Origin of the sequence: Streptomyces albus subsp. albus (assembly GCF_000725885.1) — a bacterium.
GTDB classification, from domain to species: Bacteria; Actinomycetota; Actinomycetes; order Streptomycetales; family Streptomycetaceae; genus Streptomyces; species Streptomyces albus.
Window position 1 is genome coordinate 159,902 of record NZ_JODR01000007.1, and the last position, 12,381, is coordinate 172,282.

The 12,381-nt window shown below is 74.5% G+C and carries 10 protein-coding genes; 4 read left to right on the top strand and 6 right to left on the bottom strand.

What is annotated here, in order from left to right; translation table 11 throughout:
• The 3 genes from IO40_RS0109020 to rsmH are packed head-to-tail and all read right to left on the bottom strand — an operon-like array spanning window position 1 to window position 3,376.
• Window positions 1-2,025, bottom strand: coding sequence for a peptidoglycan D,D-transpeptidase FtsI family protein (locus IO40_RS0109020; protein WP_106967404.1), 2,025 nt, complete (start codon window positions 2,023-2,025; stop codon window positions 1-3).
• Window positions 2,022-2,408, bottom strand: a complete 387-nt coding sequence (ftsL, locus tag IO40_RS0109025; protein ID WP_016468462.1) for a cell division protein FtsL — start codon at window positions 2,406-2,408, stop codon at window positions 2,022-2,024. The genes IO40_RS0109020 and ftsL overlap by 4 nt, the downstream gene beginning before the upstream one ends.
• Window positions 2,405-3,376: a 16S rRNA (cytosine(1402)-N(4))-methyltransferase RsmH gene (gene rsmH, locus IO40_RS0109030; RefSeq protein WP_030406146.1), complete on the bottom strand. Its 972-nt coding sequence runs from the start codon at window positions 3,374-3,376 to the stop codon at window positions 2,405-2,407. The genes ftsL and rsmH overlap by 4 nt, the downstream gene beginning before the upstream one ends.
• A gap of 428 nt (window positions 3,377-3,804) precedes the next feature.
• Between rsmH and IO40_RS0109035 the strand changes: the two genes are divergently transcribed.
• The 4 genes from IO40_RS0109035 to IO40_RS0109050 all read left to right on the top strand — a co-directional run bounded on the left by IO40_RS0109035 (window position 3,805) and on the right by IO40_RS0109050 (window position 9,509).
• The gene (locus IO40_RS0109035; protein WP_016468464.1) at window positions 3,805-4,326 is read left to right on the top strand and encodes a beta-class carbonic anhydrase; all 522 of its coding nucleotides are present in this window, start codon (window positions 3,805-3,807) and stop codon (window positions 4,324-4,326) included.
• 144 nt (window positions 4,327-4,470) lie between these two features.
• Window positions 4,471-5,514 (top strand): AAA family ATPase, encoded by a 1,044-nt coding sequence (locus IO40_RS0109040; protein ID WP_016468465.1) that lies wholly within the window; start codon window positions 4,471-4,473, stop codon window positions 5,512-5,514.
• The gene (locus tag IO40_RS0109045; RefSeq protein ID WP_031175227.1) at window positions 5,514-7,019 is read left to right on the top strand and encodes a DUF58 domain-containing protein; all 1,506 of its coding nucleotides are present in this window, start codon (window positions 5,514-5,516) and stop codon (window positions 7,017-7,019) included. Before IO40_RS0109040 ends, IO40_RS0109045 begins: the two co-directional genes overlap by 1 nt.
• 18 nt (window positions 7,020-7,037) lie before the next feature.
• On the top strand, window positions 7,038-9,509 hold the full coding sequence (locus IO40_RS0109050; protein WP_031175228.1) for a transglutaminase TgpA family protein: 2,472 nt from the start codon (window positions 7,038-7,040) through the stop codon (window positions 9,507-9,509).
• 270 nt (window positions 9,510-9,779) lie between these two features.
• Here IO40_RS0109050 and IO40_RS0109055 read toward each other — a convergent pair whose 3' ends face one another.
• The 3 genes from IO40_RS0109055 to IO40_RS0109065 form a co-directional block, all read right to left on the bottom strand.
• Window positions 9,780-10,178, bottom strand: coding sequence for a DUF3040 domain-containing protein (locus IO40_RS0109055; protein WP_016468468.1), 399 nt, complete (start codon window positions 10,176-10,178; stop codon window positions 9,780-9,782).
• Window positions 10,179-10,549: 371 nt separating this feature from the next.
• A complete protein-coding gene (locus IO40_RS0109060) occupies window positions 10,550-11,326 on the bottom strand; it encodes a methyltransferase (protein WP_016468469.1) in 777 nt (258 codons plus the stop codon).
• A gap of 125 nt (window positions 11,327-11,451) precedes the next feature.
• On the bottom strand, window positions 11,452-12,099 hold the full coding sequence (locus IO40_RS0109065; protein ID WP_041968637.1) for an SAV_6107 family HEPN domain-containing protein: 648 nt from the start codon (window positions 12,097-12,099) through the stop codon (window positions 11,452-11,454).
• Window positions 12,100-12,381: the final 282 nt, after the last annotated feature.

Genomic DNA, 12,381 nt, shown 5'->3' on the forward strand with positions numbered 1-12,381 from the left:
TCAGTGCTTCCGGTCCTTCCCGGCCGATACGGGGAGCCGCGCGGGCTTGTTCCCCGTCGGGGGGATCTGGAGGGTCTTGAGGGAGAACTTCATGACCTTCTTGTAGACGGGGCCGCAGACGTCGCTGCCGAAGTAGCTGCCCTTCTTCGGGTTCTGGACGGCGCAGTAGACGGTCACCCGGGGCTTGTCGGCGGGCGCGAAACCGGCGAAGGAGGCGGTGTAGCCGTGGTAGCGGCCCGTCTTGGGATCCACCCGGTTGGCCGTACCCGTCTTCCCGGCGACCCGGTAGCCGGGGATCTTGGCGGTGGTGCCGGTGCCCTCCATGTCGGAGACGACGGATTCCAGCATCCGGGCGAGTGTCCTGGCCGTCTTCTCGCTGACGACCCGGCGCTTGCCGGGCGGGTCGGCGGGCTGGTAGCGCCCGTCGGGCCCGGTGGTGCCGCGCACCAGGGTGGGGTCGATGCGCTCACCGCCGTTGGCGATCGTCGAGTAGATGGAGGCGGCCTGGACGGCGTTGAGGGACAGGCCCTGCCCGAAGGGGATCGTGTACTGCTGGGACGCGCTCCACTTCTCCGGCTTCTCCAGCAGGCCGTCGGTCTCGCCGGGGAAGCCCAGGCCGGTGGGGCGGCCGATGCCGAACTCGCGCAGATAGTGGTAGAGGACCTTGTTGGCCTGCTTGCGGGTGCTGCCCAGCTGTTCGGTGGCCAGGATGGTGCCGATGTTGCTCGACTTGGCCAGGACGCCGTTGAGGGTCAGGTGCCAGGTGGGGTGGTCGACGTCGTCGGCGAAGTAGCGGTCGGCGCGCTTGAGCCGGTTGGGGACGGTCACCGCCGTCCTGGGGGTCGCCCGGCCCTCCTCCAGCACGGCGGCCATCGACATGACCTTGCTGGTGGACCCCGGCTCGTAGGCGTCCTGCACCGCCGCCGCGCCGAAGGAGTCCACCTTGGCCCGGCCGATGTCGTTCGGGTCGAACCCCGGTGCGCTCGCCATGGCGAGGAGCTGCCCGGTGCGGGTGTCCTGGACGACGACGTACCCGCTGTCGGCGTGCGAGTCGCGCACCTGGTCGCCGATGGCCCGCTGGGCCGCCCACTGGATGTCCCGGTCCAGGGTCAGCTCGATGTCGGAGCCCGGCCGGGCCGCCTGTTCGCGGACGCCCGCGGTGGGGACCTGGCGGCCCCCGGACTGGGCGTAGGTGATCTTCCCGTTCTCGCCGGCCAGCTTCTTGTCGAGCATCACCTCGATGCCGGCGCCGCCCTTGCCCTCGGCGTTGACGAAGCCGAGGACGGGCGCGGCCAGCTCCTTGTTCGGGTAGACGCGCTTGGCGTGCTTCTCCTGGTAGACCCCCGCCAGCACATTGGGCCGCTCACCCTCCGGGCTGCGCGCGGCGCGGGCGGCGAGCTGCTGCTTGAGCTTCTTGATCTTGCGCCAGGTCTGCGGGGTCTGCTGGCGGGCGAGCAGCACGTAGCGGGTGTCGGGCCGGGAGAGCTTCTCGGCCAGCTCGGCACGCTCCTCGCCCAGCAGCGGGGCGAGGATGCGGGCGGCCCGCTCGGGCGCGTCCTTGATCTTCGTCTGCTCGGGCGTGAACAGATACGGGTCGGCCGTGATGTCGTAGGCGTCCACCGTGGTCGCCAGCGCCGAGCCGTCCCGCGCGGTGATGGTGCCGCGCTCGGCGGCCAGCGGGACGGTGATGTAGCGGTTGACGGCCGCCTTGCTCGCGTAGGCGCTCGCGTCCACGGCCTGCACCTGGAGCAGCCGGACGGTGAAGACCAGCATCACCAGCGTCAGGCCGACCGCGACCAGCCGCAGCCGGGGTCTGGGGCGGGCCAGCCGCAGCGCGCCGCCCTGCGGCGGACGCTGCCCCGCACCGCGCGCCGGCCGGCCGCCCGGTGCCGGACGTCCGCCGCCGGACCTGCCCGCCGCGGAGCCGCCCGTACGGGCGGTACGGCCCGGCTGTGCGGGACGCGGCACACGGCGCGGGTCACGCCGGCCGCCGCCCTCCCCCTGTCCGCGGGAACGTTCGCTCACGGGCCCACCCTCCCGCTGTCCGGTGCGCTGTCGGGGATGCCCCGCACGGTTCCGTCCGGGCGGAGGAAGACGGGGTTGCCGCTGGGGACCATGCCCAGCTCACGGGCGCGCTTCTCCAGCCTGTCGGGGGCCGAGTAGCCGTCCACCTCCTGCTGGAGCGCCTGCTGCCGGTCCGTCAGCTCCTCGGTCTCCCGCTCCAGCTTGCTCAGCTGGAACGAGCCCTTGTTGAGCGCGGCGTTCAGCAGCAGCAGGGCGAGCAGCCCGACGCCCAGCAGCAGGACGATCAGCAGCACGAAGGGGGTGCGCCGCGCCACGCGGGCGTTCCTGGCCGGGACCAGCCCGGTCAGGCGGGCGAGACGCTGCTGCGCGGACGTCGGGGTCAACCCGCCTCCCGGATGCGCTGGGCGGCCCGCAGCCTGACCGGCGCGGCCCGGCGGTTCTGGGCGATCTCCTCCTCGGACGCCTGCTCCGCACCGCGGGTCAGCAGCTTGAGCCGCGGCTGGTACTGCTCGGGCACCACGGGCAGCCCGGGCGGCGCCGTGCTGCTGGCGCCGCCCGCGAAGACCTGCTTGACCAGCCGGTCCTCCAGCGAGTGGTAGGCCAGCACCACCATGCGCCCGCCGACGGCCAGCGCGTCCAGCGCCGCCGGGAGCGCCCGCTCCAGCACCGCCAGCTCCCCGTTGACCTCGATCCGCAGCGCCTGGAAGGTGCGCTTGGCGGGGTTGCCGCCGGTGCGTTTGGCGGCCTGCGGCAGCGCCTCGCGGATCACCTCGACCAGCCGGGCGCTGCGGGTGAACGGTTCCTTCTCGCGCTCCCGCACCACGGCCGCCACGATGCGGCGGGCCTGCTTCTCCTCCCCGTAGGCCCGCAGGATGCGTACGAGGTCGCCCGGCGCGTAGGTGTTGAGGACCTCGGCGGCGCTGAGCCCCTTCGTCTGGTCCATCCGCATGTCCAGCGGTGCGTCCTGCGCGTAGGCGAAGCCCCGGTCGGCCTCGTCGAGCTGGAGGGAGGAGACGCCGAGGTCGAAGAGGACGCCCTGGACCGTGGGGACGCCCAGCCGCGCCAGGACGTCGGGCAGCTCGTCGTAGACGGCGTGCACGAGGCTGGTCCGGTCGGCGTAGGGGGCCAGGCGTTCGCCCGCGAGTTCGAGTGCGGCCGGGTCCCGGTCGAGGCCGATCAGGCGGACGGCGGGGAAGGCGGACAGCAGGGCCTCGCTGTGACCGCCCATGCCCAGGGTGCAGTCCACGACGGTGGCGCCGGGTGTTTCGAGCGCGGGGGCGAGCAGGTCCAGGGTGCGCCGGAGCATGACCGGGGTGTGCAGTTCGCCGACGGGCCGCTCGTTGGTGGTCACTGTGCCCTCTCAGATCTGGCGGGCACCGTGCACATGCTCCTTGGTCCCCGCCCGCTCGAAGGGGAGTGGCCCGCCCGCGCCGGTGAGCGCCGGAGGCCGGGAGCGGGAGGAGGCCGAGCCGCACGTGCGCGCCCGCGCACGCGAGGGGATTCGGGGGTCCTGGGGGAGAGATGTCGCCTCCCACTTCGCGCCACTTTAGTCCACTCGTCCCCTCGGTCAACTACGGGACCAGGCGCGTCCTGACCGCGGCTGACACACGATCCGCCGAAGATCGCGGCGAACGGCCAGCGGCCCGGTCCGCCCGGTGGTGCCGTACGGACGGACGAGCTCCGGGTGACCCCTGTGGGTTACCTCACACCCTTCCGGCCGCTCCACTTCCACCCCCTCCGCGCGGGCCGGGCCGCCGGGGTGCGTCTACCGTCGTATCCATGTCCACAACAGCGCCCCGGCCCGAGTCCACCGGCTCCGTGACCGACGAGCTCGTCACCGCCAACCAGGAGTACGCGCGGAAGTTCACCGACCCCGGTATGGACGCCCGGCCGGTGCGCCGCGTCGCCGTCGTCGCCTGCATGGACGCCCGGCTCGACCTGCACGCCGCCCTCGGTCTGCGGCTGGGCGACTGCCACACCATCCGCAACGCCGGTGGCGTGATCACCGACGACACCATCCGGTCCCTCACCATCAGCCAGCGGGCCCTGGGCACCCGCTCGGTGGTGCTCATCCACCACACCGGCTGCGGGCTGCTCGACCTGACCGAGGACTTCCGCCACGAGCTGGAGCTGGAGGTGGGGCAGCGCCCGTCCTGGGCCGTGGAGTCCTTCAAGGACATCGACCAGGACGTGCGGCAGTCCCTCGCACGCGTGCGGACCTCGCCGTTCCTGCCGCACCGGGACGATGTGCGCGGCTTCGTCTTCGACGTGACGACGGGCCTGCTCCGCGAGGTCGGCTGACCCCGCGGGATAACCCGGGAGAGTGACGGGAGGCCCCCTCGCCGTGAAGAATGAGCAACAGCGCACAATGCGGGGCCCGGTGGTGCGGACGCGCCGGCGTACGCGGCGGGCCGGTATGAACGGGGACGGGGCCGAGGAGGGCCGGTGACGACCTATGACGAGCGGGCGAACCTGAGTGAGCTGAGCGCCACGGCGGGCGAGGTGCTGCGCTGTGTCGAGTCGGTGATCGAGGGAAAACCCGAGGTCGTCCGGCTCTCCCTGACGGTGCTGCTGGCCGAGGGCCACCTGCTGATCGAGGACGTGCCGGGCGTCGGCAAGACGATGCTCGCCAAGGCGCTGGCCGCCTCCGTGGACTGCTCCGTGCGGCGCATCCAGTTCACCCCCGACCTGCTGCCCTCCGACATCACCGGGGTCAGCGTCTACGACCAGCAGCGCAAGGACTTCGAGTTCAAGCCCGGCGCGGTCTTCGCCCAGGTCGTCATCGGCGACGAGATCAACCGGGCGTCGCCCAAGACCCAGTCGGCGCTGCTGGAGTCCATGGAGGAGAGACAGGTCACCATCGACGGGCAGACCTACGAGCTGCCCGACCCGTTCATGGTCGTGGCCACCCAGAACCCGGTGGAGATGGAGGGCACCTACCCGCTGCCCGAGGCCCAGCGCGACCGGTTCATGGCCCGCGTCTCGATCGGCTACCCCAGCCCGGCCGCCGAACTGGAGATGCTCGACGTGCACGGCAGCACCTCACCGCTTCAGGACCTGCGGCCGGTGGCGCACGCGCACGACGTCGTCAAGCTGATCGAGACCGTGCGGGGCGTGCACGTCTCGGACGCCGTACGGCGCTACGCGGTCGAGCTGGTGGCCGCCACCCGCGCACACCCTGAGCTGCGGCTGGGCGCCTCGCCGCGCGCCACCTTGCACCTGGTGCGCGCCGCCAAGGCCGCCGCCGCGCTGGCGGGACGGGAGTTCGCGCTGCCCGACGACATCCAGACGCTGGCCGCCCCGGTGCTGGCCCACCGTCTGCTGCCCACCGCCCAGGCGCAGTTGAACCGGCGTACCGCCGAGCAGGTGGTGACGGAGATCGTCCAGCGGGTGCCGGTCCCCGCCGTCGGCCGCACCCCGGCAGCCCCCGGGATGCCGCCCGCGCCCTACGGGCAGCCGCCGCAGCACGGCGGCACCCGGGGCTACTGATGCCCGCCCAGTCCCCTCCCCCGCCTCCGCCCGGCAGACCCCCCGGCACCGCCGAGGGCCCGCAGCCCGGCCCGGCCCCGGCCCCGCACGGGCACGGTGCTCCGGCCGGGGTGTCCGGCACACCCGGCGCCCCCGGGCAGGGCGCGGGCGGCGCGCAGGGGACGCGGCGCGGATCGCTGCGCGCGGCGCTCGGCGGGCTCACCACCCGGGGGCGGTCGTTCCTGGCGGCGGGCCTCGCGGCGGTCGTCTGCGCCTACGCGCTGGGCCAGCAGGAACTGCTGCGGGTGGGCGCCCTGCTGGCGGCGCTGCCCCTGGTGTGCGTCCTGGTACTGCACCGCACCCGCTACCGGGTCGCCGCCTACCGCAGACTGTCGCCCGCGCGGGTGCCGGCCCGGAGCGAGGCACGGGTGAGGCTGCGGATCGAGAACGTCTCCCGGCTGCCCACCGGACTGCTGATGCTCCAGGACCGGGTGCCCTACGTGCTGGGCCCGCGCCCCCGCTTCATGCTGGACCGCATCGAGCCGGGCGGGCGGCGCGAGGTGTCCTACCGGGTGCGCTCCGACATGCGGGGCCGCTACCCGCTGGGGCCGCTCCAGCTCCGGCTGACCGACCCGTTCGGCATGTGCGAGCTGACCTCGTCGTTCTCCACCTACGACACCCTCACCGTGGTGCCGCCGACCGAGACGCTCCCGGCCGGCCGGACGGCCGGGGAGACCAGCGGCCTGGGCGAGGGACGCAGCCGCGCGCCGGCGCTGGCCGGTGACGACGACGTGATCCCGCGCGGCTACCGGCACGGCGACGACCTGCGCCGCGTCCACTGGCGCTCGACGGCCCGCTACGGCGAGCTGATGGTGCGCCGCGAGGAGCAGCCGCAGCAGCCCCGCTGCACCGTGCTGCTGGACACCCGCCGCACCGCCTACCCGGGGGCCGGACCCGACTCGCCCTTCGAATGGGCGGTGGCCGGCGCCGCCTCGGTCTGCCTCCATCTGCTGGAGCGCGGCTACTCGGTGCGGCTGCTGACCGACACAGGTGCCGCAGCGCCAGGCCCGGACGGCGGAGGTTTCTCGGCGGACCGCGCCGGCATCGCCGACACCGCGAACACCGCGGGGCTGCTGCTGGAGACGCTCGCCGTGGTCGCGCACTCCGAACGCCCGGACCTGTCCGGCGCCTGGGAGATGCTGCGCGGCGGGGCGGCGGGACGCGAGGGGCTGCTCGTCGCGTTCCTCGGCGGACTGGACGAGGAGCAGACGCTCGCCGTGGCCCGGATGCGGCAGCGCGCCGGACGGGCGGTGGCCTTCCTGGCGGCCCCCGGGCCCCCGGAAGCGGCCGGCCCCGGCGGCACCTCAGCGGGCCTGGGCTCCGGCGGCGCGGCGGACCCGGGCGCCGACGGGCCGCTGCGGGCGCTGAGCGAGGCCGGATGGACGGCGCTGCCGGGCGGCCCCGGCATCTCGGTGGCCGCGCTGTGGCAGGAGGCCGGCCGCACCGGCGGAGCCGGACGGGAGTGACATGAGGGGGCGGGAGTGATGAGCGGACGGGCACGGCTCGCGGTCTGCGCCGCGCTGGCGACCCTGGCCGCGGCCTGCGCGCTGCTGCCACTGGTGGACCCGGCCACCTGGCTGCTCCAGGCGGCGATGCTGGTCGGCATCCAGGCGGGGGTGGGCGCGGCGGCCCGCCGGGTGCCGCTGCCCGGAGCGGTCACGGTGGCGGCCCAGGCCGTCGTCTCCCTGCTGCTGCTCACACTCGTCTTCGCCCGGCAGTACGCGCCGGGCGGCTTCGTGCCCGTCCCGGGAGTCTTCGTACGGTTCGGGGAGCTGCTGCGGCAGGGCGCCGACGATGTGAGCCAGTACGCCATACCGGCGCCCGTCACCGACGGCATCCGGCTGATGCTGGTGGGCGGTGTCCTGGTCATCGCGCTGCTGGTGGACATGCTGGCCGTCACCTTCCGCAGCGCGGCCCCCGCCGGACTGCCGCTGCTGGCGCTCTACTCGGTGGCCGCGGGCCTGTCCGAGTCGGGCGCCCGCTGGCTGTGGTTCCTGTGCGCCGCGGGCGGCTACTTGCTGCTCCTGCTGGCGGAGGGCCGGGAGCGGCTGTCCCAGTGGGGCCGCGTCTTCACCGACAGGTCCCGGCCCGGCTCCGCCCCGTACCAGCCCGGCTCCGTCCGCGGGGCGGCCACAGTGCCCGTGCGGACCGGACGCCGTATCGGAGTGCTCGCACTGGGGCTGTCGCTGCTGGTGCCGGCGGCGCTGCCCTCGCTCGGCGGGGGGCTGCTGGAGGCGGCCCGTGACTCGGGCGGCCAGGGCGGGAAGGGCGGCGGGACGATCTCGGCCGTCAATCCGCTGGTGGCCCTCCAGGACAGCCTCAACCAGCCGGAGAACCGCACCGCCCTGGTGTACTCGACCGACAGCGAGGAGACCCAGGACCTCTACATGCGGATCGTCGCCCTCGACAAGTTCGACGGCTCCGCGTGGAAGCCCTCGGAGCGGCGCATCGGCGAGGTGCCCGACCCGATGCCCACCCCCCGCGGGCTGGCCCCGGGCGTGCGGACCGACAAGGTGCGCAGCACCGTCAAGGCCGGCGAGTGGTACGCGCAGGACTGGCTGCCCATGCCGTACCCGGCGAACCGGGTACGGATCGAGGGCAAGTGGCGCTTCGAGCCCGAGGGCCGCACCCTGGTCGGCTACGACGGACAGACCACCCGCGGGGTGCGCTACGACGTGGAGAGCATCCAGGTGCGGCCCACCGCCGAGCAGTTGCGGAACGCACCCGAGCCGCCCGCGGCGCTGCGCCGCGAGTACACGGCCGTACCCGACTCGCTGCCCGATGTCGTACGGGAGACCGCCCGCCGGGTCACGCGGGGCGCGGAGGACGACTACGACAGGGCGGTACTGCTCCAGGACTGGTTCGCCGTCAAGGGCGGCTTCAGCTACGACACCCAGGTGCAGGCCGGCAGCGGCACCGCCGCGATCACCAAGTTCCTCCAGGAGAAGGAGGGCTTCTGCATCCACTTCTCCTTCGCCATGGCCTCCATGGCGCGCACCCTGGGCATCCCGGCGCGGGTCGCCGTCGGTTTCACGCCCGGCACGGCGCGGGGCGACGGCAAGATGGAGATCGGCCTCCAGGACGCGCACGCCTGGCCGGAGCTGTACTTCGAGGGCGTGGGCTGGACCCGTTTCGAGCCGACCCCGACCCGGGGCACCACCCCCTCCTACGCCCAGCCGAACACCCCGGACTCCGACGGCGACACCGGCGAGCAGCTGCCCGACCGGGGCCAGGCCGACCGGCCCGCGCCGAGCCCGTCGGACGACGACCGGTGCACCGCACAGGAGAAGCGGTCCGACCCCGAGTGCGGACTGGCGAACCCGCTGCCCGGCTCCGGCGGCTCCGAGAAGGGATTCCCCCTCCCGGCCGCCGTGGGCATCGCCGCGGGGGCGCTGGTGCTGCTCCTGCTGCTGGTACTGCCGATGCTGCTGCGGCTGCGCAGCCGGGCCCGGCGGCTGCGGCCCGCAGCCCGGCCGGCACGTGGGGCGTCCGCCGCCGGGGAGAAACCGCCGCCGGGCCGCATGTCCCCGGCCGACGGGTCCCCGGCCGGCACGCACGACGACGAGATCGCCGCCGCCACCGCTCAGGTCCGCGACGCCTGGCAGGAGATGATCGACACGGCCTGGGACTACGGCGTGGTCCCGCAGGAGGCGGCCACCCCGCGGAACGCCGCCGCCCGGATCGCCCGGATCGGTGAACTGGGCCCGGAGGAGACGGCCGCGGCGCACCGGGTGGCGCTCGCGGTGGAGCAGGTGCTCTACGCCCCGGTACCCCGCGCCACTCCCGGACTGGCCGACGAGGTACGGCGCGTGCACGCCGGGCTGCGGGCCGCGGCGCCCCGCCGGGTACGGCTCCGCGCCCTGCTGCTGCCGCCGTCCACGGCCCGGCTGCGCTGGGCCGCCGCCGGCCGGCTGCGGGCGGTCCGGTCCCGGCTGACACCCCGCTTCGCGAAATGAGGAAACGAGACAGCCCCCGGTCGTGGTGACCGGGGGCTGTCTCAAACCGGCCGGGGCCGGTGAACGCTGTTCCCTCCGCCGGGGCCCTCCCTGCGAGACCGTGAACCGGGCGCCGGTGGACTCCGGAATCCGGCGCCTTCGGTCACGGGACGGGAGGGGACGTCAGCGGAAAGTCAACGAGGAAGGGAAAGCCGTCCCGCCGTACGGCGGGAAGCGTGCCGGGCGCGACGGGTGTGACGCCACCGGGCTCGGCGGTGACTCAGCGGCGTCTCAGTGGTGCCCCTCGTCACGGCGGCGCTGCCAGCGCTCCTCGATGCGGGTCATCATCGACCTGCGGGCCCGTGGCTGCTGCCGGCGGCCCGAGGCCGGACCCGGGCTGCCCGCGCCCTCGCCCTGCTTAGGCGCCTTCCGCCAGCTCGTCACGGCGAGGACGGCGCACCCCAGCATCACGAGGAAGCCGACGACGCTGATCCAGGGCTGCTGGGCGACCATGCCGGCCATGAGGAGGGCGATACCCACCAGAAAGCCCGCCGCCGCTTGGTAGACCCGCTTGCGGGTGTACCGGCGCAGCTCACTTCCCTCGAGCGCTGTCGCGAACTTGGGATCTTCGGCGTACAGCGCTCGCTCCATCTGCTCGAGCATCCGCTGCTCGTGCTCAGAGAGCGGCACGGAGTCCTCCTACTCGTCGGTCGCGGGGGCGACCGGATGCGACCCTTCAAGGATAGGCAGGGAATCGCCCCCGTGAAACCCGCCCCTCTCCGCCAGTTCCTCCCACCACACCCGACATGCCGGACGGGGGTGGCGAAGGCGTGTTCCGTACATTCCCGCGCCCCCTTTCCGCCATGCCGGACGGTGTACCTCGATCATACGGGGCGTAGCCACGGAACGGGCCGGCGAAGAAAGGCCCCTGCCACGACGGTCCTCCCCGGCGCGCGGCGGTGGCACCCCGCCCGCGGAAACGGCCGGCGGCCCGGCGTCGCGCGCGACGGACGGGACCGGGCCCACTGCCCCGGCGGGCGGGGACGGTGGCCCGGCGGCCGTCAGGCGGCGGGGCCGGCGGTGGGCCGGGGCGGGACCTCCGCGAGGACGTGGAGCTGGCTGGCGACGGACTGGAAGTCGGGCAGCTCCGCGGCAGCCGCCTCCAGCCGGGCCAGGGCTTCCAGCGCGTCCGGTTCGGTGTCCACCAGGGCGCCGGGCACCAGGTCGGCGAAGACCCGCACCCCGTGCAGGGAGATCACCTCCAGCCCGGTGCTGGTGATCAGCGCGGTGAGCTGTTCCGGGGTGAAGCGGCGGGGCATGGGGTCGCCCTCGCCCCACCGGCCGCCGGGCGAGGTGAGGGCGTGCCGTGCCTCGGTGAAGTGGCCGGCCAGCGCCCGGGCCAGCACGGCGCCGCCCAGCCCGGAGGTGAGCACGCTGAGGGTGCCGCCCTCGGGCCGCAGGGCGGCGACGGTGTTGCGCAGCCCGTCGGCCGGGTCCTCGACGTACTCCAGGAGGCCGTGGCAGAGCACCACGTCGTAGGCGCCGCGCTCGACCACGTCGAAGAGGCCGCGCACATCGCCCTGCACGCCGCGTACCCGTTCGGCGACGCCGGATTCGGCGGCGCGGCGCTCCAGGCCGAAGAGGGCGTTGGGGCTGGGGTCCACCACGGTGACGCGGTGGCCGAGACGGGCCACGGGCACGGCGAAGTTGCCGGTGCCGCCTCCGGTGTCGAGGACGGACAGCTCGGCGCGGTCCGACAGCTTGGCGCGCTGGTCGAGGGCTCCTCGCAGGACGTCCCAGACCACTGCTGTACGGAGGGATGCGCTCGGGCGGGACATGCGGCTGCTCCTCGGCTCAGTGACGGGCGGATCCCAGCCTATTGCCTCCTCGCCCGCGCACTCGCCCGGCGGGGCCCCAGGGCGGGGCCCGGTCCCGGCCGGTGCGCCGGCCGGGCCGCTCCGGCTCACCCGGCACGGCGGTCACCGGGGTGCGGGGCGCGGGCCGCGGGCTCGTCACCGGGCGCGGTGCGTGGGTGGGGGAAGGCGGGCTGGGTGACGAGCATGCGCTCCACCAGGCGGTGGAACATGCCCGCGTGGTGGAGGAGCTCGTCGGCCTGGGCCCAGGTGGCGGCGCCCGTGATACCGGCTTCGGCGCGGGCCCTGCGGGCGGCGCCGGCCGCGAACAGAGCGCTCCATTCGGCGAGTTCGGGGGCGACTTCGGGGAGAAGTTCCCAGGCGCTGCGGATGGCGGGGCGGCGGGGACGGCGGGCGGGGGCGCCGCGCCGGGGGGCGGTCCGCGCCTCGGGCCTGCCGCGGACGGCGAGGACGGCGGCGGCGGTGCGGAGCGCCGCGAGGTGTGCCGTGGCGTACCGCTCGTTGGCGGTTTCCATGGCGGCGGCCTCGTCGAGACCGTGCTGGGCCTGGGCGAGCAGGTCGAGGGCGGCCGGCGGTGCGCTCGCGCGGCGGAGCACGGGGTGGATGTCGTGGGGGTCGCGGGGCCGGCCGGGGGCACCCGGGGGCGGTGTCGTGGGCTGCGGGGTGGACGCGGGACCGGACGAGGGGACGGGTGCGGGGGTGGGCGCGGGGACGGGTGCGGGGTTGGACGGCGTCATGGGCTGCGGGGCCGCGTGGCGGGCTCCCGCGGTGGGTCGCGTCGAAGGTCGCATCGCTGCATCAACCTCCCGTCGGCGGTTGCCGGTTCGGCGCCGTACGGCCGAACCGGTCGTATGCACACATCGTGGAGCATGCCACTGACAATCCGCGCTGACCTGCGCAAAGGCCACCGGCGGCCAGACGGGGCGGGGGCGATTGGCGGCCGGGGCCGGGACTGCGGCATACTTTGAACTGACCGGTCAGTTCAAAGACTGGCCGGGCACGCCGCAGCACGCACGATG

Excerpts from the sequence above, each read along its gene's own strand:
- IO40_RS0109035 (WP_016468464.1), top strand. The coding sequence starts at position 3,805 with ATGTCCACAACAGCGCCCCGGCCCGAGTCCACCGGCTCCGTGACCGAC.
- IO40_RS0109045 (WP_031175227.1), top strand. The coding sequence starts at position 5,514 with ATGCCCGCCCAGTCCCCTCCCCCGCCTCCGCCCGGCAGACCCCCCGGC.
- IO40_RS0109050 (WP_031175228.1), top strand. The coding sequence starts at position 7,038 with ATGAGCGGACGGGCACGGCTCGCGGTCTGCGCCGCGCTGGCGACCCTG.
- IO40_RS0109060 (WP_016468469.1), bottom strand. The coding sequence starts at position 11,326 with ATGTCCCGCCCGAGCGCATCCCTCCGTACAGCAGTGGTCTGGGACGTC.
- IO40_RS0109065 (WP_041968637.1), bottom strand. The coding sequence starts at position 12,099 with ATGACGCCGTCCAACCCCGCACCCGTCCCCGCGCCCACCCCCGCACCC.